The organism is Stutzerimonas sp. S1, from assembly GCF_025966695.1.
Lineage (GTDB): Bacteria > Pseudomonadota > Gammaproteobacteria > Pseudomonadales > Pseudomonadaceae > Stutzerimonas.
On record NZ_JAOEIY010000003.1, the window covers coordinates 490,403 to 516,664 of the forward strand.

The following is a 26,262-nucleotide window of genomic DNA, read 5'->3' on the forward strand; positions in this document are numbered from 1 at the left end:
CATGCGAGAACTATTCGAATCGACTATCGAGCGCCTGCTCGCTGATCTGGCGACACCTGAATACGTACAAGGCTGCGAAGGCGGCGAGTGGCCTGCGCAGCTTTGGGCTGCGGTGGAAGAGTCCGGATTTGCGCTGGCTGCTGTTTCAGAATCCCTTGGCGGAGCACAAGCGGGATGGGGTGATGTGTATGTCTTGGCGCGCGCTGCTGGACGGTACGCCGCGCCTGTGCCGCTGGGCGAAGCGCTATTGGCTAACTGGTTGCTGGGTAAGGCCGGGCTTGAGCCGAGGACCGCGGCCATAAGTTTTTCAGCCAATGCGCAGCTGAGCCTGAATGGCGGGGTGGTACACGGCACCGTGCGAGACGTGCCGTGGGGCCGTCATGTCGAGTCGCTGGTCGCTATAGCCGACGTGGGTAGCGAGACGCCCAGCGTCGTGTTGCTGTCGGTAGCCAGCGCGGCCGGTCAGACACTGAGCCTGAACGTCGCGGGCGAGCCTCGCGATTCCCTGCATTTCAACAAAGCCCAGGTACTGGCTTGCGCTCCGTTGCCTGACGAGCTGTCCGCCGATGTGCTGTTTTTGGGTGGCGCCATGCTGCGCTCGGCGCAGATCGCAGGTGCCTTGCATACGCTGCTGGACATGACATCGGGCTACGCCACTGAGCGCTCACAGTTCGGGCGGCCAATCGGCGCATTCCAGGCCGTTCAACAGCAGCTTGCGGTGTTCGCCGAACAGACGGCAGCCGCGAACGTCGCTGCCGAGGCAGCCTTTGCTGAGTCGGATGCCGCACTTGCGGGGGTGACCATTGCAGCTGCGAAGGTCAGCTGTGCTGAGGCGGCCAGCGCTGGCGCAGGCATTGCCCATTCGGTGCACGGTGCCATCGGCTTTACCCAGGAATATTCGCTGCATCTGTTTTCCCGCCGGCTGTGGGCGTGGCGCAGCGAGTTCGGCTCGGCCAGCGTCTGGAGCCAGCGCATCGGCCAGTTGGTCTGCTCATCAGGTGGTGGAGGCTATTGGCCGCTGATCACTGGCCATGCCAGCCAGTCGCTATCAACCCCTGCGGAGAAACCGCTATGAGTACATTCCTGCAAATCGAGCGTGATGGCGGCATCGTCACCGTTCGCATGAACCATCCCGAAACCCGCAATGCATTGACTTCCCCCGAGCAGATCCAGGAGTTCGTCGATCTCTGTGCCCAGTTGCGCAGCGACCGCACCGCGCGGGTAATGGTGTTGACCGGTAATGGCAGTGCATTCTGCGCCGGTGGCAACGTGAAGGACATGCGCGACCGCGCGGGTATCTTCGCCGGTTCGCCGTATGAGCTGCGCAACACCTATCGTGACGGTATTCAAAGGATCCCGCTCGCGTTGTATGAGCTGGACATTCCCATAATCGCTGCGGTCAACGGCCCGGCGATCGGTGCGGGCCTCGATTTGGCTTGTATGTGCGACATCCGTCTGGCTGCGAGCTCGGCACTCTTTGCTGAAAGTTTCGTGCGCTTGGGCATCGTGCCGGGAGATGGCGGCGCCTGGTTGCTGCCGCGAATCATCGGAATCCCCAAGGCCAGCCTGATGGCGTTCACCGGCGACACCATCAATGCTGCGAAAGCATTGGAGTGGGGTTTGGTGGAGCAAGTCTGCACACATGAAACGCTGCAGGCGGAAGCGCAGGCGTTGGCTCAGCAAATCGCCGCCAATCCTGGGCATGCGCTACGGCTGTGCAAGCGCCTGTTGCGCGAAGGCCAACATATGCGACTCGACTCATTGCTGGAGCTGTCCGCGGCGTACCAGTCTTTGGCGCATCACACCGAAGATCATCAGGAAGCGGTGGCTGCCTTCGTCGAGAAGCGTAACCCTGACTACCTGGATCGCTGATCAGCGCCGTTTGCAGAAGCAACGAAGAATTTAGGAGTAGTAATGATGCGTGGCGTTTTCCGCGAAGATCACAATATGTTCCGCGAAATGGCCCGGCGTTTCGTCGATCGCGAAATCGTGCCGAACCTGCATGAGTGGGAAAAGAACGGCATTGTGCCCAAGGAGGTCTGGCTCAAGGCCGGCGAATTGGGGCTGCTCTGTTCGACCGTTCCTGAAGAGTACGGTGGCTCCGGTGGCGACTTCGGCCACTCCGCCGTCATGATCGAGGAGCTTGCGCGGGCCAATGCGACCGCCGTCGGGTTCACCACTCATTCGGAAATAGTCGCGCCTTATATCGTTGCTTATGGCAGTGAAGAGCAGAAACAGAAGTGGCTTCCCCGGATGGTCAGCGGTGAGCTGATTGGGGTCATCGCCATGAGCGAGCCGGGCATCGGCAGCGATCTGCGTTCGATGCGCACCTCGGCCCGGCATGATGGCGATGACTACATCGTTTCCGGACAAAAAACCTTCATTACCAACGGTAGCAATGCTGGGCTGATAGTCACGGCAACCAAGCTCGATCCAGCCGCTAAAGAGCTGACGCTGATCTGTATCGAAGAAGAGCGCGAGGGCTTTTCAAAAGGGCGGCGGCTGGAAAAGATCGGCCTTAAAGGCCAGGATACCGCTGAGCTGTTTTTCGATGAGGTGCGAGTCCCGGCCGCTAATCGCTTGGGCGAAGAAGGCATGGGTTTTAAGTACCTCACCCATCAGCTTGCCTGGGAGCGGCTGATTATTGCGATCCGCGCAGCGCAGTCAATTGAAACCTTGTTGCAGGAAACCATTGATTACACGCGCGAGCGCAAAGTATTCGGCAAGCCGGTGCTGGAGTTCCAAAACACTCGCTTCAAGCTGGCGGAGGCCAAGGCGCAGGCGACCATGCTGCGTGTATTCGTTGATGATTGCCTGGAAAAGGTCATGCGTGGCGAGCTTACACCCGACGTCGCAGCAATGGCGAAATTGCTGGGCTCCGAAATGCAGGGCAAATTGCTCGACGAGTTCCTTCAGCTTCATGGCGGCTATGGGTTCATGAGCGAATATAAGATTAGCCGTGCCTGGGTCGATGCCCGAGTGGCGCGTATATATGGCGGCACCTCGGAAATCATGAAAGAAATTATTGGCCGCGCTTTGTGACATTTCCAAAATGCCAGCCAGCGGGAGCTAGGAGAATGACACCCATGGGCTTCTATCGAGTCTTTCTTGCTTTGTGCCTGAGTGCGGTTTCGTTGCTGAGCGTTGCCCAGCCCGTCAGTCAGGCGGACGACTATAGCGCTGAGGCCGAACGCGCCAGTGCGCTGTTGGGCAAAGCCGTGACGGCTTACCAGGCGGAAGGCGACAAAGCGTTGGCCAAGTTCAGCCGACAAGGCGACTACATCGATGGTGAGCTCTACATCTATGTTGTCGATACTTCGGGGGTGATGCTCGCCAGTGGTGGCCCTTCAGCGACGCTGATTGGCAAGCAGGTTACCAATGTTCTGGACGAGGATCTGAAGGCTGCGTTCGAAGCCGCATTAAAAGCGCCTGAAGACGGTACGGTTCGCAGCGCGGATTACCGCTGGTGGAACTGGCAGCATGGCAAGGTCGAACGCAAGCAGGTGTTCTATCAGCGAGTTGGCGACCGCATCATCTCAGTCGGCTACTACATGCCTCGTTCCAGCAGTGAAGCGGCAGAAAAGTTGCTCGAGAAAGTCGCCAGCGAAGTAAAAGCCGATCCGAAGACGACTTTCGACCGAATCAACAGGCACGACAAGGCGCTGAGTCAGGATGACCTGTACGCATTCGTGGTTGATTTGAACACTCAGAAGTTTATTGCTCATGGCTTCATACGCCGCTTGGTAGGCACCGATTTCCAGGCGTTACGCTCTGCCGACGGCCAGCCGATAGGGAAGCAGATGCTGCGGGCTATGGCGCAGGGCGATACCGGGGAAGTCTCATATATATGGCGCAACCCTGTAACCGGCCAAACCGAGTATAAGAAGACCCTTTTAAGAAAGGTCGATGGTTATGCCGTCGCGGTCGGTTCGTATGAGAAATCAATGAAACTGGATTAATGGCCGACCGGCGTAGGACAGGGTGCTAAAGGAGGGTGTATCGATGACCGACCTAGTATTGCTTCATGGCGGGCAACACGGGTCTTGGTGCTGGAAGTTTTTGGTCGATGCGGTCAAGCAGCGCGAGGCCTTGTTCGAGCGGGTCATCTGCCTTGATATGCCTGGTTGCGGCACGAAGCGTGGGCGGGATGTAACGACGCTGACCCTGGGCGACATTGTCAAAGAACTCAACGATGAGTTGAGAGCTGCGAACGTTCGCGACGCGGTGCTGCTTGGCCACTCGATTGCAGGTGTTTTGCTGCCAATGATGGTCCTCGAAGATCAGTCGCTCTACTCGGGGCTTGTCTACCTCGCAACTGCGATACCGGCCGAAGGTCAATCGATCATGCAACTGCTCGGTTCATCCTTGCATGGCCAGAATTCGGAAGAGGTTGGTTGGCCGCTGAATCCTCTTACTACCCCGCCAGCTGACATGCAGAAAGCAATGTTTGGTGCTGATATGAGCGACGCTCAGCTTGTTTGGTTACTGGGAGAAGCAGCCGATGACGTTACGCCTCCTGCAGTAGCCACCCAGCCGGCAACCCGAAAAGGCTACGCAAATTCCGTACCTTCGGTTTACATCCTAACGTCCAGGGATGGCATTTTGCCGCCGGAATGGCAGCGCCGGTTCGCTGAAAGATTAGGCTGTGAGCACCTCATCGAAATCGATACGCCACATGAACCGTTTGTAACTGACCCTGAATTGCTCGGCGCGACGCTGGCTGACTGGATGATGAGTCGACGATCCTGATTGTGGGCTTAGATCGTTTTCGCTGGCCCCCTTAGCCTTGATCAGCTAAAGCGACGGCATTATTTAAACGTTTTTGTTGATAACGCCTAAAAAAGCTCCGAATGGTAGTGGCGCTAGGGCCAGCTAAAGCCTATCTTGAGTCTTGGACATTCACCCTCACACAGAATAAAAGGGGCATGAGCCATGAAAATGTTGCGTATTGCGATGTTTAGCACTTTCTGCTTTTTTGTCACTTCATCCCAGGTAGGCCGGCAAGTGCATACTTCCGTTGAGATAACGGCGGGTGTTGGATGTTCGAACGAGCACCCATGCTTTTATGCACTACCACCAGTAGTCTCCCTTTCAGGCCTGTTTTTCTAGTAGCTCGCATTTTGCTGCACTATGGCGTAATCATCCATCCTAAGCCTATCCGTCTCACAGACGATCGGTGGTCGGTGCGGTCGCCATCGGGTCACCGTGAAACATGCCCATTAGTCGTTGCTGCATTAGACAATCGACCGGTTGCTGGTCATTGTCGTGGGGCTTGGGCCGGGGGTGTTAGTCACAGATGCGGATGAGTGTCGTGAAAGTGCGGTATTGGTTGGGCGACTTCAATGACTCCAGCTATTCGTGAAGCAATAAATGACACATCCGTTTATCTCCTATCGATCAAGCCGCCTCACCCATGATTGAGCGCTCTGAAATGGGTTTTGCGCGACGTTGGCTAGTCTAAGTGCGGCGTTAAGGGGTTACTGAGGGTCACCAGATGAGCGCGCCACGCAGCCTCGATCGAAACCGGGCCGAGCTTGCGGACTTCCTGCGCAGCCGCCGCGAACGCATTACGCCCGAGGAAGTGGGGCTTCCGTCGGGCGGCAGGCGACGCACGCCGGGACTTCGACGTGAGGAGGTCGCGGCTCTGGCTGGGGTGGGTTTGTCCTGGTACACCTGGCTCGAGCAGGGGCGGGAGATCGGCGTTTCGGCAGCATTTCTCGAGAATCTCTCTAGGACGCTCAAACTAGATGCGACAGAGCGTCGCCATCTGTTTCTATTGGCCCACCAGCGATTGCCACCGGAGCCTGGTAAAACTTGGTGCGTGGTGCCGCCGCTGATTCACAGATTGATAGCCGATCTGCCGATGCGCCCAGCGTATGTTTTGAACCTGCGCTGGGACGTACTCGCCTGGAATGCGGCGGCCGACAGGGTGTTCAGCTTCTCTAGTTTTCCAGTCGAGCGCCGCAACCTGCTCTGGCTGCTGTTCACCGCACCTACGATTCGGACCCTGTTTGATCCTTGGGACGATCAGGCACTGCAGATCCTTTCAAGTTTCCGCCGCGACTTCGTCAGGGCGCCGCTCGATCCGGACATCGGCACGCTGGTCAAGGATCTGGAAAAGGTCGATACGGAATTCAGGACCTGGTGGCGTCAGCACGACATCCACGGTCCTTGCCAGGGTGTACGGCACTTGCGAATCCCGGACATTGGGCTGGTAGTGTTCGACCATACGTCTCTTACGATCGATGTCGACCGCGATCTACGTCTGGTTTATTACGCGGCGAGGGAAGGGCAAGCCGCAAGCCGGCTATTTGAACAATGGCTGACCGACGAGGTCGGCGTCACCAGCATGGGGAATGAGCCGCTCACCAATGACCGTGGCCCGCGAGCGCCCGAGGTGCCAGGAGACCTGTCCGCGCTATCTGCGGCGTCTTCCTCTGCTGGTGAGATGGTGCTCTCGCTTCAGTCCCCAAGCGCATTGAGATAGCCAATCAGGGCGCGCGGAATCTCCTGTAGCCAGATCCGCTCCAGGCTTTCGTCCGTCTCAGGAGCCGAATGGAACATCCCGGATGGTATGGATAACAGAACCGCACTATAGGCGCGCAAATCTTCGGCACTGGCGTCGGGCAACCTCATGTGGAGAACCTTTTCGTAGATGGAACGCACTGCGGCGCGAAGCGCTGGCGAATGAAGCTGCCGATCGCCTAGGGTCGGGCTGAGCAGCAACTGGATATCCCGGTGACGAGCAATGTATTCAAGAAAGGGAACGATGAGCCGTTCCACCATCTGCGCTGTAGAAAGGCGCTTCCAGACGTGATCGTCGATCTGCTCCAGTCGCTTGGTGATGGTACACAGCGCGTCGGTGTGACGCTGATTGAGGGCGGCGAGGACGCTGTGCTTGTCGGGGAAGAAGTGATAGAGCGAGCCAATGGAGGTGCCCGACTCCTTGGCGAGACGATGCATCGTCAGGCCCGCTTCGCCATCGCGCTGCAACACCTTCGCGCAGGCATCCAGAATGGCGGCGACACGCTCGTGTCCACGGTCCTGCTGTGGCTTGCGGGGCGTCCGGCCTGCTTTCACAGATGGACGCGTGGTGGGCGCTAGTTCTGGGGTCATGGCCTGAATGCTAGCGGAACGCAGCGAAGAGTGCAGTAATACTAGACAGAAACTTCTAGTTAAGTAACATGCGCAGCTTCATCCCAGATCGACTCGCATGGCCCAGCCCCAGTATTTGAAGCCCAATCCGAATTGGGAGCCTCACGAGCGACCATCTATGCCGGGTTCGCCGTCGACGCCATTGCACAGCAATCCGGTCAGGCTCGCCTATGCGCTCGTCGCCATGCTGGTTGGCATCACCGGCGGCCTGGGCAATGCGTTGTTTAGCGCCAATCTCGCCGCCATCCAGGGGGAGCTGGGGCTGACGCCCGAGCAGGGCGCCTGGCTGCCCGCCGCCTACCTGATGGTCAACGTTTCCACCAATCTCCTGCTGATCAAGTTTCGGCAGCAATACGGATTGCGCCGTTTCGCGGAGATCGGCCTGACGATCTACGCGCTCGTGACCGTTACTCATATCTTCGTCGAAGGCTTCGGCATGGCCGTATTCGTTCGGGCGGTCAGCGGTTTCGCCGGTGCCACGGTCAGCACCTTGGCCGTGCTCTACATGCTGCAGGCGTTTCGCAAGGCCGACATGCCCAAGGGGCTGATCATCGGCATCGGCATATCCCAACTGGCGACGCCGCTGGCCTGGCTGCTGTCCCCGGCCTTGCTGGATCTGGGGGAGTGGCATCGCCTGTACGTATTCGAGGCGGGCCTCGCCCTGTGCTCGTTGGCGGCGGTGGTGGTGCTCAAGCTGCCGCCGGGCGAACACATCAAGGCATTCGAACCGCTGGATTTTCTCACGTTCCTCCTCATCGCTCCGGCGCTGGCGCTGTTCGCCGCCGTGCTGGCCCAGGGGCGGGTGCAGTGGTGGTTCGAGCAGCCCTGGATCGCCTATGCGCTGATCGCCGGGCTGGTGCTGATGATCGCCGCCCTGACGATCGAGCATCATCGGAAAAATCCTCTGGTGCAGACGCGCTGGCTGGGTATGGCCGACACCCTGCGTTTCGCCATCGGCGCGATCGCCCTGCGCTTCGTCCTGACAGAGCAGAACTACGGCGCGGTCGGGTTGCTGCAGACGCTCGGCATGGGGGCTGATCAGTTGCGGGGGCTCTATACCGTGATGCTGATCGGACTGGTGCTCGGCATCGTCGTCAGTGCGCTGACCTTCGGCCCCAGAACCATCGTCGCGCAGATCGTCCTGTCCATCGTACTGATCGCGACGGGCAGCTTTCTGGATACCGATGCGACCAACCTGACCCGCCCCCACGATATGTTTCTCAGCCAGGGCATGCTGTCCTTCGCCGGCGGCTTGTTCATGGGGCCGCTGATGTTGACGGGGGTCATGAAGGCGCTGAAGAACGGGCCGAATTATCTGGTGAGCTTCGCCGTGCTGTTCTCGATCACCCAGAGCCTCGGCGGTCTCGCCGGCCCGGCGGTATTCGGCACCTTCCAGGTGGTGCGTGAGAAGGCCCATTCCAGTTATCTGACCGAACAGATCAACCCGGCCGACCCGATCGTGGCGCAGCGCCTGCACCTGCAGGGGCAACTCTATGCGCCGCTGATTAGCGATCCACTGCTGAGGCAGGCGCAGGGTTCCGCGCAGTTGAGCCAGGTGGTGCGCCGCGAAGCCAACGTGCTGGCCTTCAATGATGTGTTTCGCCTGATCGGGCTGGTGGCCATCAGCGTACTGAGCTGGTCGCTCTTCCACATTCTGCGCGCGGCCCGGCAAAAGAAGCGCGAGAGCCTGGCCAGCGTGACTCCCCCTACCGATATCCAAGATACCTGAGCCATGACCGACGAAAAGAAGCCCCGCGAAGATCTGCCCGCTGCCCCGGTCGTCGAGGAATCCGCCGCGCCGGCCGATGCCGGGCCGGTCGAGAGCGAGCCGCCGAAGACGATCAGGCCCAGGGCCCGCACCGTGGTTCTGATGCTGGGCGTCGCCCTGGTCGGGATTCTCGCAATACTCTACGCCTGGCGGCTGCCGCCGTTTACCAGCGGCATCGTCACCACGGAAAACGCCTATGTCCGGGGCCAGATCACCGTGCTGGCACCGCAGGTCAACGGCTATGTCTCTGAAGTCCTGGTCGAGGATTTCCAAGCGGTGGAGCAGGGACAGGCGCTGATCCGGATCGACGACCGCATCTATCGTCAGAAGGTGGCGCAGGCAAGGGCGGAGCTGGCCGCGCGCCAATTCGAACTGGATAACGTGGTGCAGACGCTGGCCTCCGATCAGGCGACGCTGGCTTCCCGACGCGCCGAAATCGGCGCGGCGAAAGCTGAGTTTGACCGTGCGCGGGCCGATGAACTGCGCGTCAACGAGCTGTCCGAGCGGGGCTCAGTTTCGGTTCGCGAGCGCGACCAGATTCGCGCCACCGCGCGCTCGGCCGCCGCCAATGTGAAGCGCTCGGAAGCCGCGATCCAGATCGCCGAGGAAAGCCTCAAGGCCACCGGCGTCTCCAAGGGCGGGCTCCAGGCCCAGGTCGCGTTGGCCGAAGCGTCCCTGCGCCTGGCCGAAATCGATCTCGCCAACACCCTGATCAAGGCACCGAGAGGCGGCCAGGTCAGCCAGGTCACGGTGCGCCTCGGACAGTACGTCTCGGCGGGTTCGCAACTGCTCTATCTGGTGCCGCGGCAACTCTGGATCATCGCCAACTACAAGGAAACCCAGATCCACCACATGCGCGTCGGCCAGCCGGTCACCTTCGATATCGATGCGCTGGACGGCGCCACGCTCACCGGACGGGTCGAGCGGCTGGCGCCTGCCACCGGTTCAGAGTTCAGCGTGCTGGCGCCCGACAACGCCACCGGCAACTTCACCAAGGTGGTTCAGCGGCTGCCGGTGCGCATCGCCATCAATGCCGAGCAGCCGCTGGCCGAGCGCCTGCGTCCGGGCCTCTCAGTGGTCGTCCATGTCGATACCAGCGCCGATGACGAGGAGGGCGTGCAATGACGCGGCCCGACAGGGTCAGCCGGGCGTTGTCCCCCCTGCTGCTGGCCATGGCCCTGACCGCTTGCGCGCCGGCTCGGCAGGCGATACCGCCGGCGGCGCAGGTCGAGGTGCCGGATGCCTGGCGCGACGGCACGGCAGCCAGGTCGGCCATCCAACTGCGCTGGTGGCAGGGTTTCGCCGATCCGCAACTGAACCGCCTGATCGAAACCGCACTGGCCTCGAACACCGACATCCTCACGGCGATGTCCCGGATCGACGAGGCGCGCGAGCAGGTTCGGCTGGCGCGCTCGTCCCTGCTGCCCAGGGTCGATGCCGTGATCGGCGGGCAGCGCGCCCGTGATCTCGGCACGACGGGAATCCAGCACACCACGGCCTTTCAGCCGGAGTTGCAGGTATCCTACGAGGTGGATGTCTGGGGCCGTCTGGGCAAGCTGCGGGAAGCGGCCGAGCTGGATTACCAGGCCAGCGAAGCGGATCACGATGCGGTGCGCCTCGCGGTGGTCAGCACCCTGGCCAGGGCCTACATCTCACTGCTATCGCTGGACTACCAGTTGCAGGTGACCCGCCAGACCGCCGAATCCCGCCAGGAGGCCCTGCGCATCGCCGGCGACCGGGCGAGCCTCGGCTACACCTCGCAACTGGAGCTGACCCAGGCGCAGTCCGAATACGAGGCCGCCGCACAACTGATTCCCGAACTGGAACAGGCGATCCGCCAGCAGGAGAATGCCATCCGTCTGCTGACCGGCACGCTGCCCGGTGCGGTCACGCGCGGCAGCCACTTCGACACCATCGCCCTCCCAGCAGTGCCCGCGGCTCTGCCGTCGGAGCTGTTGCGGCGCCGGCCCGACATCCGTCAGGCCGAACTGCTGCTGGCCGCGAGCGATCTCAGCCTCGACGCCGAGCGTGATCGTTTTCTGCCGCAGGTTCAGCTTTCCGCGAACATCGGCCAGTTGTTTGTCAACGCGCTGGACTACGATCCAGAGCGGGTCTGGGGACTGGGCGGCAGCGTACTGGCGCCTTTGTTCAATGGCCGACGGCTGGAAGCGGGGGTTGCGATCGCTACCGCTCAGCGCGATCAGGCCGCTTACCGTTATCGAGCCTCTGCGCTGAATGCCTTCAGCGAAGTAGAGAGCGCCCTTTCCGGCATCCAGCAGTTCGCCGCGCAGGCAGAGCGCGTCGAGGCGCGGCGCGAGATTCTGGCGCGGTCGCTGGAAATCGCCCGCGACCGCTACCGCGGCGGCTACTCCTCCTACCTCGAAGAACTCGACGCCCAGCGCAACCTGTTCAACACCGAGCTGGCGGTGATCCAGATCGAAGAAAACCGCATCGGCAACCTGATCAACCTCTACCAGGCGCTGGGGGGGGGCTGGCAGGCGGATGCGATCCACGCGAGCGAGGAGCACCCCGCTCCTTTGACACATATCAAGAGGGATCATTGATGAAATACCGCAGCCAACTCCGGCCAGGCCTGCTGGTCATGCTGCTGGTCGCTTGTGCCGCGGCAGAAGCCGATACGCTGTCGATCAAGGCGGAAAACGACATCATCTCCTCCGGAAGCGACGGCCATTACAGCAACGGCCTGGAAGTAATCTGGGGCTTTGAGCCCGAACAGGATCACTGGAGCCGTAGTCTCGCCGATCTCCTGCCGGACTGGTCGGGCAGTGCGGTGGACAATGTCGCCTATCGCTTTAGCCATCAGATCTATACGCCTGAGGAAATCGAAAACCATTGGTTGATCAAGGACGACCGTCCATATGCGGGGCTGATGTTCGCCGGAGTGTCGTTGTTCTCCGACACCCAGCACGAGGGCTGGCGTTCAGCCGAGGAGCTGCACCTGGACGTCGGCATCGTCGGCCCAGCCGCAGGCGGCAAGCGACTGCAGAGCGCCGTGCACAAGGCCACCGGCAGCGACGAGCCCAACGGCTGGGAACATCAATTGGAGAACGAGCCCTTCGTCAATCTGGCCTACCAGCACCGCTGGTGGCTGCAGAAGCGCATGGGCGGGCTGGAGCTGGAATACGGCCCCAGCCTGGGCTTCTCGCTCGGCAATCTGTACACCTACGCATCGACAGGCCTGGGGGCGCGGCTCGGGCAGAACCTGCAGCGTAGCTTCAGCATTCCTTCGGTCACTCCTGGGCAAAGCGGCAACCAGTTCTTCCACGCGGGCAGCGGGTTCGGTTGGTACGGCTTCGCCAATCTCGAGGGCCGCTATATGGCGCAGAACATGCTCCTCGACGGCAACACCTTCGAGAACAGCCATTCGGTGGATCGCCGCGAATGGGTCGGCGACGCCACGCTCGGCGGCGTGCTGACCTGGAGCCGCTGGCAACTGGCGTTCGCCAGCGTCTGGCGCACCCGCGAGTTCGAGGGACAACAGGAGCACGACCAGTTCGGCTCGATCACGCTCTCGACCTGGTTGTAATGCTGACGAGGGGCTCTGCGCGGCCCAAGCAAACCATCTCAACAGGAAGAAACTGGAAATGGATGAATTTAATGTAATGATTTCCATACTGCTGGTGGCGTTCCTGACGATGACTGTCGGGTTCGCCGCGCGCGAGAGGAACTGGGGGGTTGCATTGATCGGACTGGGCATCGTCGGTGTGTTTTCGGTGCTGGGATACAAGATGTACATCACTTTCGGCGGTGCGTGACAGGCTCCGTATTCTTGGCGGCCGAAAAAGCCATGCATGGCGCCGGTACTGCGAGTGCCGGTGGCCGCTTCCTTTTTCGCATTCGAGTTCCTCAGTTTGAATCGTCAACCAGCTCCGCTCCGCGGACAGTTATATGGCTCCATCCTCCGGCGGGGAGCGTTCCTCGTGCTTCTGCTGCTGATGCTGAGCGGTTGCGCCGGGGTCAAGGTGTCCGCCCTCGAAACCAGGGACTACATCTCCCTGCGCCGCGGGGATGTGCTGAGCACAGGGCAACTCAGCTCTTCGGTGGGGACCGCGCTGCAGGTGGTCGGCATCGGCCAGGACGAATGCAAGGCAGCCGCTGCCGTCTGCCTTCGAACGCTGGGCGAGTCGAAAGCGCTGGGCGACGAGCAACGGCTGTCGGTATTGGCCGAACTCTGGCTGCAGGAAGCGTTGCGGCTGGATCGATCGGCGCAGACCGATGCGCAGACCGACGCCATGCTGGATGCTTACCTGGAAAGCGCCCGGCACGCTTACGCTTACCTGTTCATGACCGAGCGCACGGTGGGGCAGAGGGCCCTGGACGATAGGCAGACCCAGGTGCGCGACTATTACAACTTCTCCGTGCAAAAGGCGTTGACTGGGCTCTTTGCGCGCTATCAAGGCAACCCGCCACAGGCTGGCGAAGGCCAGGGCAACTTCGTGCTGCATAGCGGCCGCTGGCAGATTCAGGGTACGGTGGGCGATGTCCGTCTGGCTGGCGGCCGGGACCTGCCGGAGGCGCTGATTCCAGCGGCTTCGCTTTCCTTTAAGGGCTTGCGTAACCAGTATCGGCGGGACGGGTTGGGAGCAGAACTGGTCGCCATGACTGACCGCAGAGTGGTGAGAAAGGACAGTGCGGAGCTGGCCTGGAGCGAGACGCCGTTCCCGGCCGTCACTGCAGTGGCGAGTTTTCCAGGAGCGACCCTGGACGAGGTTCTGAGCACGCAAAAGGTGCATATCGTCGGCTACGACCCATTTCGCCAGGACAGCATCACGATGGCCGGGCGAGAGATCCCACTGGCGGCTAGCTTCACCTCTGGCTACGGGCTCTGGCTGGCTCGTTCGGGATTTGCCTCCCAGTCATTGCTGACACTAGTGGGCAAGGGCGAGGTACTGGAAAAGCCACACGTCTATCTGATGCAGCCCTACGATCCGAACCGCCGCATCATCATCATGCTGCATGGCCTGGCCAGCAGTCCGGAAGCCTGGATCAATGTCGCCAACGAGGTGCTGGGCGACGAAGCCCTGCGGCAAAACTACCAGATCTGGCAAGTCTATTACCCGACAAACGCCCCGCTGGCATTCAACAACAAGGCGATCCGTACGGCCCTTGAGCAGACCCTTGAGCACTTCGATCCGAGCGGAACGGCCCAGGCCTCTCGGGATATGGTGGTAATCGGGCATAGCATGGGTGGGGTGCTGTCGCGGTTGATGCTGTCGTCTTCCGGAGATCGTCTGTGGGCCGCCCTGCTTGAGAGGTATCCGCTTCAGGGGCGTAGGCTCGAGCGGGTGCAGAAGGAGGTCGGCCCCTATGTGAGGTTCGAGCCCTTGCCCGATGTCAGCCGCGCGATCTTCGTCGCGGCCCCGCACCGCGGCACGCCATTCGCTGAGAACCGCATTTCCCGCTGGGCCGCTGGCCTCGTCAAGCTGCCGGCCTCGGTGCTTGGGCGGATCACCGATGTTGCGCAATTGCTGATCGTCCCGGGCTCGGCCAATGCCGAGGTGTTGACCCGGCCACTCAACAGCATCGACAATCTCAGCAGCAACGACCCCTTTGTCAGGCTGAGCGCCGACCTGCCCATCTCGCCTGCGGTGCGCTACCACTCGATCATCGGCAACTACACCCCCGCGTTGTCACTGCTGGATTCCAGCGATGGTGTGGTGCCGTATTCCAGTGCCCATCTGGCCGCGGCAGAGTCGGAAATCGTGATTCCTTTCGGCCACAGCGTGCAGGAGACGCCCGAGGCCATCATGGAAATCCGCCGCATTCTGCACGTTCATCTGCACGAGTCCGACGGCGACCGGTTCGCGGGACCGGTACCATGACCCTGCGTGTTTTCCTGCAGGTGCTGGCTTCGCTGGCAATGCTGCTGGCGACAGCCTGGGGGGGCATGGCGCTGTGGTATCAGTTGCCGATGATGGCTGCGGGCAAGAGCGCGTCGATAGCCCTGTGGTGCATCCTCGCCTCGGCGCTGCTCATCGCGCTCTGGCGGCTTCGGCCCTGGATTGCGATTTGCGGCTACCTGTCGCTGTTCGCGCTGTTGCAGGTTTGGTGGAACTCCCTAGAGCCCTCGAACCATCGGGTCTGGACCGATGATCTGATGGGCATGACCCACGGACGTGCGGAGGGCAGTCAGGTAACCTTGCACAACGTGCGCAATTTCGACTGGCGCAGCGACGAGGACTATGACCCACGTTGGGAAACCCGCCGCTACGATCTGGATCAGCTGACGTCGGTCGATTTGGCGACCTCTTACTGGGGGATGCCGGCCATCGCTCACGTTCTGGTTTCGTTCGGCTTCGATGATGGCCAGTTCGTGGTATTCACGGTGGAAATCCGCAAAGAGCGTGGCGAAAGCTATTCGGAAATTGGCGGCTTCTTCAAACAGTTCGAACTGAGCATCGTTGCCGCCGACGAGCGAGACGCGTTGCGGGTGCGCACCAACGTTCGCAACGAAGATGTCTATCTGTATCGGGTAAATATGTCCGAAGAGGCGATGCGGGCGCTCTTCCTGTCCTACATCCAGCAGACAAATCAGCTGCAGCAAGAACCTCGTTTCTACAACACCATTACCGCCAACTGCACCACCATCGTCTTTGAGATGATGCGCCAGATCATCCGCGGGTTGCCGCTAGATTACAGGCTGCTGCTCACCGGCTATCTACCCGGATATGTCCAGGATGTAGGCGGTTTAGAGCAGAATCTTAAACTAGAGGAGTTGCGTCAGCAGGGACGAATCACCGAACGGGCTCGGCGGGCAGGTAACAATATGGACTTTTCTCGGGTAATACGCGATGGTGTGCCCGGCTGGTAAGGGAAGGTCCAGTATTGATTTCGCACTAGAGCACAAACCTCTGTGCTAGTTCTGCCAGTGGCCGACGCAAGGAAAATGCCGGCTCCCCGCTGACGAGGCGAACTTCGGAATGGCTAAGTTTCATCGTTCTAGCACAATCATAGTCATGACGTGAACGTATTCGTCGCTGATATTCTGTGATGTTTGACGACGATCCGGGTCGCAGTCGATACCATGAGCGCGGTCTTGAGGAGTCGCTGTTTCGTCCGCGCACAGGTAACGGCTGCAGAATTGAATGAGGATAGGACCGCTCAGTTTCTGCTTGAATGTCTCAGGTTCAACCTCCTCTGGATTCTAGTCCCGACGCAACCCTGCAGCATACCCACCGCATCGTCCAATCTGCCGATGCCGCTGAATCCTCCGAATTCAGCAAAGTCGGCTGCAGCGGCCAGTTTGGGCCCCATAGAACCGGCCGGCAGATCGAGCGCACGCCCTTCCTCCACGCTCAAACTCCTGATCGCCGCTGCGCTGTCCGTGCCGAAATCCCGATAGATCGCATCGACATCAGTCAGCAGCAATAGGGCATCGGCCTGGAGCTGTTGCGCCAGCAGGGCGCTGGCTGCGTCTTTGTCGATGACCGCCTCAACGCCGACGGTACTACCGTCTTCGTTGCGTAGTATCGGAATGCCCCCACCACCGCCGCAGATCACGACTACGCCTTGTTCCAACAGCAACTTGATCACCCGCATGTCAGGGATTTCAAGCGGCTTGGGAGAGGGCACCACTCTTCGCCATCTGTCGCCATCTTGAGCGATATGCCAACCGGCGGTTTTGGCCCGGGATTCGGCTTCGGCCCGTTCATACACGGGTCCTATGAATTTGGTCGGGTTATCGAACGCTGGGTCATGCTGATCCACCACGACTTGTGTCAGCAACGTAGCTACTGGTCGGTCGTGATTCAGCGCATTCTCCAGCTCCTGTTCGATGACGTAGCCAATCATGCCTTCGGTTTCAGCCCCCAACATATCCAGAGGATAGGCCTCGTCCGGTTTGTAGGCAGCGCCCTGCAAAGCCAGAAGCCCCACCTGAGGGCCGTTGCCATGGGTAATGACCAGATCATGGCCAGCCCGTACGATGGCCGCTAGCCCCTGGGCGGCGATCCGCACATTGGATCGTTGGGTACGCGCGGTCAGAGGTTCGCCCCGCTTCAATAGGGCGTTGCCGCCCAGGGCTGCTACTACCAGCATGTCAGGCTCCCAGGGTGGCGACCAGCACCGCCTTGATGGTGTGCATGCGGTTTTCCGCCTGATCAAAAACGATCGAGGCGGGGCTTTCGAAAACCTCGTCCGTGACTTCCATGGCGTCGATACCGAATTTTTGCTGAATCTCCTTACCAATCGTCGTCTCGGTGTTGTGGAAGGCCGGCAGGCAGTGCATGAAGTGCGCCCGCGGATTGCCGGTTTTTTCCATAAGTGCGGTATTGACCTGATAAGGCAGCAACAGCTTGATCCGCTCGGCCCATTTTTCCTCGGGCTCGCCCATCGACACCCAAACATCGGTATAGACGAAATCCACACCGGCGACCGCGCTATCGATATCCTCTGTGATCATGATCCGGGCGCCGGTGGTGCTGGCAATTCGCTGTGCTTCCTGCTGGATATTAGTATGCGGCCAGCAGACCTTTGGAGCACACAGACGAACGTCCATGCCCATTTTGGCGCCGCCGATCAGCAGGCTGTCCCCTATATTGTTGGCGGCATCGCCAATAAAAACATAGGATATGTCACGCAATGGTTTTTCCACATGCTCCTGCATGGTCAGAAAGTCAGCCAGTATCTGCGTTGGGTGGAATTCATCCGTCAAGCCGTTGTAGACCGGCACACCAGCATGCTCGGCTAACTCCTCAACCACGGTCTGGCCGAAGCCCCGGTATTCGATGGCATCATAGACGCGCCCCAACACCCGGGCGGTATCCTTGACCGATTCCTTGTGGCCAATATGAGTGCCAGTCGGCCCCAGATAGGTGACTTTGGCGCCCTGATCAAAGGCCGCCACCTCGAAACCTACCCGCGTGCGGGTGGAGTCTTTCTCGAAGATCAGGGCGATTTCCTTGCCACACAACTGTGGCACTTCGGTACCAGCATATTTGGCTGCTTTCAGGTCGGCTGCCAGTTTCAGCAGGAAACCGATTTCGCGCGGGCTGAAATCCCGCAGCGTGAGAAAGTGTCGGCTTTTCAGATTGAAGGCCATTGCATGCTCCTCGAGTGTCAGATGGCGTCGCGTATGGTCGGGCAGCTCATGCAACGTCCACCGCCGCGGCCTCGGCCCAGCTCTGCGCCGGGAACTTTCAGGACTTCGATTCCGGCCGCTTCCAGAGCGGCGTTAGTGTCGTCATTGCGGTCATAGCCAATGACCACGCCCGGACTCAAGGCCAGAACGTTGTTACCATCATTCCATTGCTCGCGTTCACGCTCGGCGGGCGTATCGCCTCCGGTGGGGATCACGGTCAGGGATTCATAGCCGAGCACGTCGGCGACCACGTCGAACATCGGGCGAGGATCCTGACTGAACGTCAGGTGCTTGCCGCTCGTACCGGGACGCAAGTCATAACAAACCATTTGATCGGCGACTTCCTTGAAGGCGGTAACAACATTGCCGCCGCAGAAGGTGAACACCGTATCCAGGTGCATGGACGCTCGGCTTTTGGGGATATGGCAGGCCACCACGCGATTGACCGTGCCGCGTTCAAACAGTGCATTGGCCATTTGCCCGATCGCCTGGGGTGATGAGCGCTCGCCCATGCCGACCAGCACGGTGCCATTGCCGACCGGCATGATGTCGCCGCCCTCCAGGGTGGCCAGCGCATGATCCTTGAGCGGATCCCCCCAGAGCACCTCGACCTTGCCAGAAAATTTTGGATGAAACCGGTAGATTGCCGCCGTCAGCAGCGTTTCGGGTTTACGTGCGGCCCAGTACATGGGGTTCAGGGTGACGCCACCGTAGATCCAGGCGCTGTTGTCGCGGGTAAAGAGGAAGTTCGGCAGGGGCGGCAGGACAAAGCCATAAGGCCCCAAGTGGTTGCCGAACAGACCGCTCGGATCGAACGGCAGATCGTTCACTTGCAAGCCACCGATCAAGAATTCGGCCAGGGTGTGTCCCGGTAGTTCTTCCATCCAGGCCCGCAAGTCAGAGACCATACCGACACCAATATGATTCCAGCTGATCCGGTGGTCAAGAATCCAGCTTCGCGCTTCGGCGATGTCGAGGATTTCGGCCAGCAGTTGATTGACGTCCAGCACCTCCACCCCTCGGGCACGCATCAGGTTCGCGAATACATCGTGATCCTTTTGCGCCTGCTTGACCCAGAACACATCATCAAACAACAGGGCGTCGCAATTGCTGGGCGTTAGCCTGCGATGGGCAAGGCCGGGTCGACAAACGATGACTTGCCGCAGAATACCTGTCTCGGAGTGAACACCAAGAGCATGTTCAGACATGTGCCACCTCATTTATCAGGGAATTACAGGAAGACACCGATGCTGATCACCAAGGTGATGAACACGGTCAGGATCGCCAGCAAGGGCCAGATGAATACGAGCCAGCGGTCATAGGAGACCCGACCTATGGCCAGGCCGCCGATCACCACCGCGAAGGTCGGGTTGATTAGATTCACCAGGCCGTTGGCTGATTGATAAGCCGTCACCACCAGGTCGCGGCTGACATTGGCAAAGTCCGCCAGGGGGGCAAGAATGGGCATCGACAGTACGGCAAGACCGGATGACGAAGGCACGAGGAAGCTCATGCCTGTCTCGATCCAGAACATCAGGTTGATGAAGCCCAGTTCCGACATGTCGGCCAGGCGCAATTCAGCGCTGTGCAGAATCGTGTCGGCAATCATGCCCTGCTCCATGATGACAACGATGCCTCGCGCCAGACCAACGACCAGAGCCACCCCAAGCAGATCGCGGGCACCGTCTACGAAGCTGCCGGTCAGCTTTTTCTCGCCTAGGCGGGCGACAAGGCCAGCGACGATCGCAGCACCTAGGAACAGTGCGCCCATCTTGTCCATCCACCAGCCCTGGGAGGAAACACCCCAGATCATGACCACAAAGGTCAGTGCAAAGATAGACAGGACCAGTTTCTGGGTCAGGCTCAGCTTGACGTCGTCTAAATCGTCATGCCCCTGTAGAAAAATTTTGCGGTGGGCATCGCGCTGTTTGGCTACCACGGAGCGCGAAGGGTCGGCCTTGACTCGTTTGGCATAGCGCATCACGTAGGCGGCACAGATCACCAGCCCACCTACCAGCAGCACTAGACGCAGCAGCATGCCGTCCGTAAAGGGAATGCTCGCCGCATTGGAGGCGATGACGGTGGCGAATGGATTGATGGTCGAGCCCAGCACGCCGACTCCGGCGCCGATCAGAATCACCGCTACCCCGGTCACCGCATCGTAGCCGGCGGCAATGACGATCGGAATCAGAATGCCGTAGAACGCAAGGGTTTCCTCGGCCATGCCGTAAGTCGTGCCGCCAAGCGCGAACAGCGTCATCAGGATCGGAATCATCCATATCTCTCGGCCTTCCAGATGTTGCATGACGCTGCGTATACCGGTGTCGATCGCACCGGTGGCATTTATCACCCCGAGAAAGCCGCCCAGAAACAGCACGAACAGCGCCACGTCGATGGCGTTGGCGACATAGCTTTCTGGATCATAAAAACCCGCAATGGGAGCCAGCATGACGTCCATAAAGCCCTGGGGGATGGGCTCGACCACTTGGTAAGTACCTGGCACAGCCACTTCACGACCGACCTCTTCATTCATCACCCGCTCATACTTTCCGGCGGGAATAACCCAGCTCAGCGCAGCAACTAGAACGATCAGTAGCAGCAGGATGGTATAGGCCGTTGGAAAGCGGCTTGTCAGATCCTCTTCCGGGTTTTGCGCGGTAGTGTTTTCTTCAGCCATGGTGGCTCTCCTTCTCTGTGGCCTCACTGAAGACTGCGATAGCGCAGCTAGTGGTGCCGGTAGATTGGCAGTGATCCTTCGATCAACGGTAGCGGGGCAATAAAAAACCGTCCAGTCGTTTGTTTTTGTGAGCGATTTAAATGCGTTGGAGTTGATTAAGATCTATCTATTGAGCAACAAATGCGGGAGTAGCATTCCTTTATGCATCCCCAGCTTTACTGTGAGCATTGGGGCGCCTAGCCAATGGCGATTGATAGCAGAGGTGAGGACAACCGCACCATCGCCGTCGGCGTGCCTAGCTCTCCGCCAGAGGTACTAAGGGGAGAGGTGTATACCGTTGACTGAGGTGACCGCATCGGTTTGAATTCAGCGGCAAGGGCTGGAGGGTTAACCTGGAAGGTCGACGTTTTTCGGAACTGGATCTGGAGCGCACACGACAGCGTTATTGAATGCCCCGCAGAAACTGGCGAGCCAAGTTCTGATCGGGGCGATCAGATCCTATCAGTCAACACTTGCTTCGCACGATACGAGCATTTGTTTACGAGTACACGCGGCAGCCAGTCACGCCATCTGGCCGATGGTTTTGCGAAAGCGTGCCAACGACAGGAAAAACAGCACCGTGCCGATCAGGGCCAGCGCTAGGAACGGCTGCCATACCGTCTCCAGGCCCGCACCCCGGTAGAGAATGGCCTGGCTCAATTCCACGAAATGGGTGGTGGGCGCGATCAGCATGATGTTCTGCACGATCTCGGGCATGCTTTCGCGCGGCGTGGTGCCACCCGAGAGCATCTGCAGCGGCATGATCGTGAGCATCATCAACATGCCGAACTGCGGCATATTGCGCGCCAGCGTGGCGATGAAAATGCCCATCGAGGTGGTGGTGAACAGGCTGAGGGCCGCGCCGGCGAAGAACAACGCAATCGAGCCCTCGATGGGCACGCCCAGGATGCCGCGCACCATGAGATTCAGGGACAGGAAGGAGGCGATCAGCACGACCAGGGCCATCGACCAGACCTTGGAGAGCATGATCTGCGCAGGGGTAACCGGCATCACTAGCAGGTGCTCGATGGTGCCGTGCTCGCGCTCCCGGATGAGCGCCGCGCCAGTCAGGATAATAGACAGCAGCGTGATGTGGTTGATGATCTGCACCACGGAGCCGAACCAGGCCTTGTCCAGCGCGGGGTTGAAGCGCGCGCGCATCGCCAGATCCACGGGGGGCGCGTCGGTTCCACGATAACGCTTGACGAACTCGTTGACTTCACCCGTGAAGATCTGTTGAACGTAGCCACTGCCGGTGAACGCCTGGCTCATGCGGGTGGCGTCGACATTGAGCTGCACGGCGGGCGAACGCCGCGCCAGCACGTCGCGCTGGAAGTTGGGCGGAATGACCAGGGCGAACGTGTACTGCCCGGCATCCATGCCCGGGTCCACGTCCCCATAGTCGATCATGGCCGGCTGGGTGAACTGCGGCGGGTAGAATGCCGAGGCAATCCGCTGAGACAGCGCCGAATTATCCTCGTCGACGATGGCGATGGGCGCGTTGTGCAGCGTCTCCGGCATGGATGTGGCAGAGGTGTAGACCGACGCCGTGAACACATAGAGGATGAGCACGAGCATCATCGGATCGCGCCACAGACTCCACAGCTCCTTGACACCGAGGTCGTAGATATTGGCCAGGTTTCTTCTGCTCATCTCAGCGCTCCTGCTTCTTGAGTAGCAAAACGGCTGCGCCCAGAATGACCGGGACCGACAAAAGCATCGACCACAGCGGCCCCGTCAGATCGGCCAGGCCGAGCGCTTTGCTGAAAACGCCGCGGCTGATGGAGATCATGTGCGTGGCGGGATAGATCTGCCCAATGAACTTGCTGGAGCCCTCGAGCGAGGACACCGGATCGATCAGACCGGCAAACTGGGTGGCCGGTATAAGCGTGCCGATCATGGCAAAGAACATGGATGCGATCTGGCTGCGAGTGACGGCCGAGGCCAGCAGCCCCATGCCGGTCGCGGCGAAGGAGAAGATCAGCGCGGCCAGCGCGAGAGTGAAGAAGCTGCCCGTGACTGGCACGCCAAAGATGGTGACCGCGAGCAGCGTCATCAGTAGGAAGTTCACCATCGCCAGGCCGACATAGGGTAGTTGCTTGCCAAGCAGAAACTCGAGACGCGTGACCGGCGTCACGTACAGATTGGTGATCGAGCCCGTCTCCTTCTCGCGCACCACCGCCAGCGCAGTCAGCATCGCCGGCAACATGAGCAGTAGCAGAGGGATTACCGCCGGCACCATAGCCGGCAGGCTCTTGACATCGGGGTTGTAGCGAAAGCGTGTCTCGACGCTCGCATTACTGGCTGCACTGGCGCCGCCGCGTTCGCTAGCCTGAGCTAGCAGCCAGTGCTGGTGCATGCCCTGGACGTAGCCTTGGACGGTCTCCGCGCGTTGCGGCATAGCGCCGTCGATCCAGGCGCCTATCTGTACGTTCTGGCCCCGCAACACATCGCGGCTGAAGCCAGGGGGGATTTCGATGGCCAGCGACAGCTCCCCGCTGCGCATACGCCGGTCGAGGTCCTCGTAGTCGACGATCGGTGCGTGCTCGGTGAAGTAGCGCGAGCCGGCGAGGTTCAGCGTGTAGCTTTGGCTTAGGGTGGTCTGGTCGCGATCGAGTACCGCATAGCTCAGGTCCTCTACGTCCATGGTGATGCCGAAGCCAATCACAAACATCAGCAGCAGTGAGCCGCCCAACGCCAGTGTGGCACGTACAGGGTCCCGCTGCAGTTCGAGCGTCTCACGCCACAGATAGCTAAACATGCGCTGCAGACTGAAACCGCCGGCGCCGTTCCCGCCGTGCTCAGCAGGCGCCGCAGAGGGTTGATTCTCGTGATTAGCGGCCTCCGGCCGGCTGAGCGGGGTGACTGGGCCGCCGCCCTCGGCTTCGAGGAGGTAGCCGATGAAGGCCTCTTCAAGGGATTTGGCGCCGCGCTTCTCGACCAGTCTTGCGGGCACGTCGCTGTCCAGCACCTTACCCGCATGCATCATCGACATGCGGTCGCAGCGTTCGGCCTCGTTCATGAAGTGTGTGGAAATGAAGACCGTTACCCGGTCGCGCCGCGACAGCTCGATAAGCAGCCGCCAGAACGCATCGCGCGCCACCGGATCGACGCCGGAGGTCGGTTCATCCAAGATCAGCAGCTCGGGCTTGTGCACCATGGCAACGGCCAGCGATAAACGCTGCCGTATGCCCAAAGGCAGGCTGGCCGGCAGGCTGTCGAGGACGTCCACCAGCCCGAAGCGCTCCACCATCTCATCCACGCGGCCGGGAATGTCCTTCGGGGGCACGCTGAAGAGCTTGGCGTGCAATTCCAGGTTTTGCCGTACCGTGATTTCGCTATAGAGCGAGAACGCTTGCGACATGTAGCCGACGCGGCGACGGGTGTCCAGATCATGCGGATCGACTTCGTGACCGAACAGCCAGGCCCGACCCGCGCTCGCCGGCAGCAGGCCGGTGAGCATCTTCATGGTGGTGGACTTGCCACAACCGTTGGAGCCGAGGAAGCCGAAGATTTCGCCGCACCGGATGCGAAAGGAGACGCTATCGACGGCGATGAAGTCGCCAAAGCGCATGGTCAGCTCCTCGGCTTCGATGGCGATATCGTCCGCGCCGTCATCCGGCAAAGGGGGAATGACTACCGCTTGGTGTCCGCGCTTTTTCTCTTCCGGGAGCAGGCGGATGAATGCCTCTTCCAGGTTCAGGCTGCTTGTTCTTTCGAGCAACTCCTGCGGTGTGCCGGTGGCGAGGACATTGCCGTCGTCGATGGCCGCCAGCCAGTCGAAGCGCTGGGCCTCATCCATGTAGGCGGTGGCCACAATCACGCTCATGCCGGGACGATCAGCGCGGATCCGGTCAATTAGATCCCAGAACTGCGCGCGCGCCAGCGGGTCCACGCCGGTCGTCGGCTCATCGAGAATCAGGAAGTCCGGGTCGTGAATCAGCGCGCAGCACAGGCCGAGTTTTTGCTTCATGCCCCCTGAGAGCTTGCCTGCCGGGCGCGACAGGAATTTGAACAGGCCGGTGGCCTGGGTCAGCTCATTGATGCGCTGGCGGCGCTCTGCGGCACCATGACCGAACAGGCGCGCAAAGAATTGCAGATTTTCCTCGACCGAGAGCGTCGGATACAGGTTCTTGCCCAGTCCCTGCGGCATGTAGGCGATGCGAGGGCACACTTGCTTGCGATGGGCCTTGCTGGCCATGTCGCCACCCAGTACCTCGACCGTGCCCTTCTGGATGATACGTACGCCAGCCAGCAATGAGAGCAGACTGGATTTACCGACGCCGTCGGGGCCGATCAGGCCAACCATCCTCCCGGCGGGAATGTCCAGATCGATGCCATCCAGGGCGATGACATCGCCGTAACGCAAGCGCACCTGACGGACGCTTGCAACGGTCGTGAGCTGCGCGCTCCCACTGTGGCTCATACCTTACTCCGGCACGCGAAGGGACAGGTTTTGAGGCCATTCGGCATTTGCGTCGAGCTTGATCCAGGCCACGCCGGGCAGCCCGGTCTTGACCTGATTCAGGTGTTCACGCAGCAACTCCGGCGAAATCTGCGCGCGCACACGAAACATCAGTTTTTGCCGTTCGCTGGCGGTTTCGACCGTTTTGGGGGTGAACTGTGCCGCGCTGGCGACGAAGGAAACGGTGGCTGGTATCACGTACTCCGGCGCGGCATCCAGAACGATGCGCACCTCTGAGGCGAGCCCGACGCGCCCGGCCACGGTCTCGGGCAGGAAGAAGGTGAGGTATACGTCCGACAGGTCGATCAGGTTCAGGACGCGTCCGCCCGACCCAAGCACCTCGCCAGGTTGCGCCACGCGCACCTGAACCCGCCCGTCACGCGGCGCGCGCAGTTCACTGTCGCGGATGTCGGCTTCGATGCGAATGATGCTGGCCGTGGCGGCGGTCACGCTGGAGCGGGCGCCGACCAGTTGTGCTTTGGCTGCCTCGACTGCGGCGCGGGCAGCGGCAGTCTGCGCTTTGCTGGCCGCGAGCGTCGCCTGTGCGCCCCGTACGCGCGCCCGGTCATCGTCCAGCTCCTGTATCGAGGCGGCGCCCTCTCGGGACAGCGTCTCCGAACGTGCCAGACGCCGCTGTGCGGCGTCGAGCTCCGACTCGCGCTGGCCGACGAGTGCCTGCGCCGCAGCAACGTCGGCTTCGCGCAATGCGACCTGTGCCTGCGCTGCGGTCACCGCGTGCTCGGCCTGTTGACGCATGGCGAAGGCTTCGTCGCGCTGTGCCTCAAGCGTTTCAAGTTGCATCCTGGCCAATGGCTGGCCAGCTGTGACGAAATCGCCTTCACGTACCAGGATGTCTTCGATACGTCCGGGAAGCTTGGTAGCGATGTCGATTTCGGTGGCTTCGATTCGGCCGTTACCGCTGACAAAGCCTTCGCCGGGTCCGCTGTTGGCAAACTTCGTCCAGCCCCACCAGGCCACCGCGACGACAACCGCTGCAGCGGCAACGACCAGGAGTTTTTTCTTGAGAGAGGGTGAGAAGGTCATGGGTTCGGCGTGCC

At 60.5% G+C, this 26,262-nt stretch carries 20 protein-coding genes and 1 pseudogene; 13 read left to right on the forward strand and 8 right to left on the reverse strand.

What is annotated here, in order from left to right:
- The first annotated feature begins 1 nt into the window (after position 1).
- The 6 genes and pseudogenes from N8H22_RS09055 to N8H22_RS09080 form a co-directional block, all read left to right on the forward strand.
- Positions 2 to 1,075: an acyl-CoA dehydrogenase family protein gene (locus tag N8H22_RS09055; RefSeq protein WP_264590192.1), complete on the forward strand. Its 1,074-nt coding sequence runs from the start codon at positions 2 to 4 to the stop codon at positions 1,073 to 1,075.
- Complete coding sequence (locus N8H22_RS09060; protein WP_102832451.1) at positions 1,072 to 1,872, forward strand: crotonase/enoyl-CoA hydratase family protein; 801 nt, start codon at positions 1,072 to 1,074, stop codon at positions 1,870 to 1,872. The genes N8H22_RS09055 and N8H22_RS09060 overlap by 4 nt, the downstream gene beginning before the upstream one ends.
- Positions 1,873 to 1,917: 45 nt before the next feature.
- A complete protein-coding gene (locus tag N8H22_RS09065) occupies positions 1,918 to 3,042 on the forward strand; it encodes an acyl-CoA dehydrogenase family protein (RefSeq protein WP_102832537.1) in 1,125 nt (374 codons plus the stop codon).
- A 44-nt stretch (positions 3,043 to 3,086) separates the two neighbouring features.
- On the forward strand, positions 3,087 to 3,959 hold the full coding sequence (locus tag N8H22_RS09070; RefSeq protein WP_264590193.1) for a cache domain-containing protein: 873 nt from the start codon (positions 3,087 to 3,089) through the stop codon (positions 3,957 to 3,959).
- Positions 3,960 to 4,002: 43 nt separating this feature from the next.
- Positions 4,003 to 4,749 (forward strand): alpha/beta fold hydrolase, encoded by a 747-nt coding sequence (locus N8H22_RS09075; RefSeq protein WP_264590194.1) that lies wholly within the window; start codon positions 4,003 to 4,005, stop codon positions 4,747 to 4,749.
- 745 nt (positions 4,750 to 5,494) lie between these two features.
- A pseudogene (locus N8H22_RS09080) lies at positions 5,495 to 6,325 on the forward strand (helix-turn-helix transcriptional regulator); the annotation flags it as partial.
- Positions 6,326 to 6,462: 137 nt separating this feature from the next.
- On the opposite strand, the gene N8H22_RS09085 reads toward N8H22_RS09080, so the two are convergent.
- Entirely contained in the window at positions 6,463 to 7,116 is a 654-nt protein-coding gene (locus N8H22_RS09085) for a TetR/AcrR family transcriptional regulator (RefSeq protein ID WP_042928799.1), read from the reverse strand.
- A gap of 157 nt (positions 7,117 to 7,273) precedes the next feature.
- Here N8H22_RS09085 and N8H22_RS09090 point away from each other — a divergent pair, with 157 nt between their 5' ends.
- Genes N8H22_RS09090 through N8H22_RS09120 form a run of 7 tightly spaced genes read left to right on the forward strand, consistent with a single transcriptional unit; the run spans position 7,274 to position 15,755 of the window.
- A complete protein-coding gene (locus N8H22_RS09090) occupies positions 7,274 to 8,884 on the forward strand; it encodes an MFS transporter (RefSeq protein WP_264590195.1) in 1,611 nt (536 codons plus the stop codon).
- Between the two features lie 3 nt (positions 8,885 to 8,887).
- Positions 8,888 to 10,048: an HlyD family secretion protein gene (locus N8H22_RS09095; protein WP_264590196.1), complete on the forward strand. Its 1,161-nt coding sequence runs from the start codon at positions 8,888 to 8,890 to the stop codon at positions 10,046 to 10,048.
- Complete coding sequence (locus N8H22_RS09100) at positions 10,045 to 11,487, forward strand: efflux transporter outer membrane subunit (RefSeq protein ID WP_264590197.1); 1,443 nt, start codon at positions 10,045 to 10,047, stop codon at positions 11,485 to 11,487. Before N8H22_RS09095 ends, N8H22_RS09100 begins: the two co-directional genes overlap by 4 nt.
- A gap of 38 nt (positions 11,488 to 11,525) precedes the next feature.
- Entirely contained in the window at positions 11,526 to 12,470 is a 945-nt protein-coding gene (locus N8H22_RS09105; protein ID WP_264590219.1) for a lipid A deacylase LpxR family protein, read from the forward strand.
- Between the two features lie 58 nt (positions 12,471 to 12,528).
- Positions 12,529 to 12,699 carry a hypothetical protein gene (locus tag N8H22_RS09110; RefSeq protein WP_264590198.1) on the forward strand — a complete coding sequence of 57 codons (171 nt, stop codon included), beginning with the start codon at positions 12,529 to 12,531 and terminating at the stop codon, positions 12,697 to 12,699.
- A gap of 36 nt (positions 12,700 to 12,735) precedes the next feature.
- Positions 12,736 to 14,766 (forward strand): GPI inositol-deacylase, encoded by a 2,031-nt coding sequence (locus N8H22_RS09115; protein WP_264590199.1) that lies wholly within the window; start codon positions 12,736 to 12,738, stop codon positions 14,764 to 14,766.
- Complete coding sequence (locus tag N8H22_RS09120) at positions 14,763 to 15,755, forward strand: DUF4105 domain-containing protein (protein WP_044316086.1); 993 nt, start codon at positions 14,763 to 14,765, stop codon at positions 15,753 to 15,755. The genes N8H22_RS09115 and N8H22_RS09120 overlap by 4 nt, the downstream gene beginning before the upstream one ends.
- A gap of 290 nt (positions 15,756 to 16,045) precedes the next feature.
- On the opposite strand, the gene arcC is transcribed toward N8H22_RS09120, so the two are convergent.
- From arcC to N8H22_RS09155, 7 genes are all read right to left on the reverse strand, one after another.
- Positions 16,046 to 16,981, reverse strand: coding sequence for a carbamate kinase (gene arcC / locus N8H22_RS09125; protein WP_044316085.1), 936 nt, complete (start codon positions 16,979 to 16,981; stop codon positions 16,046 to 16,048).
- A gap of 1 nt (position 16,982) precedes the next feature.
- Positions 16,983 to 17,984 carry an ornithine carbamoyltransferase gene (gene argF / locus N8H22_RS09130; RefSeq protein WP_042928809.1) on the reverse strand — a complete coding sequence of 334 codons (1,002 nt, stop codon included), beginning with the start codon at positions 17,982 to 17,984 and terminating at the stop codon, positions 16,983 to 16,985.
- A 17-nt stretch (positions 17,985 to 18,001) separates the two neighbouring features.
- Complete coding sequence (locus tag N8H22_RS09135; protein ID WP_042928812.1) at positions 18,002 to 19,231, reverse strand: arginine deiminase; 1,230 nt, start codon at positions 19,229 to 19,231, stop codon at positions 18,002 to 18,004.
- Positions 19,232 to 19,254: 23 nt separating this feature from the next.
- The gene (locus tag N8H22_RS09140) at positions 19,255 to 20,700 is read right to left on the reverse strand and encodes a YfcC family protein (protein ID WP_042928813.1); all 1,446 of its coding nucleotides are present in this window, start codon (positions 20,698 to 20,700) and stop codon (positions 19,255 to 19,257) included.
- A gap of 561 nt (positions 20,701 to 21,261) precedes the next feature.
- Positions 21,262 to 22,392, reverse strand: coding sequence for an ABC transporter permease (locus N8H22_RS09145; RefSeq protein WP_264590200.1), 1,131 nt, complete (start codon positions 22,390 to 22,392; stop codon positions 21,262 to 21,264).
- Position 22,393: 1 nt separating this feature from the next.
- Entirely contained in the window at positions 22,394 to 25,165 is a 2,772-nt protein-coding gene (gene rbbA / locus N8H22_RS09150; protein ID WP_264590201.1) for a ribosome-associated ATPase/putative transporter RbbA, read from the reverse strand.
- Between the two features lie 3 nt (positions 25,166 to 25,168).
- A complete protein-coding gene (locus N8H22_RS09155) occupies positions 25,169 to 26,248 on the reverse strand; it encodes an HlyD family efflux transporter periplasmic adaptor subunit (protein ID WP_264590202.1) in 1,080 nt (359 codons plus the stop codon).
- Positions 26,249 to 26,262: the final 14 nt, after the last annotated feature.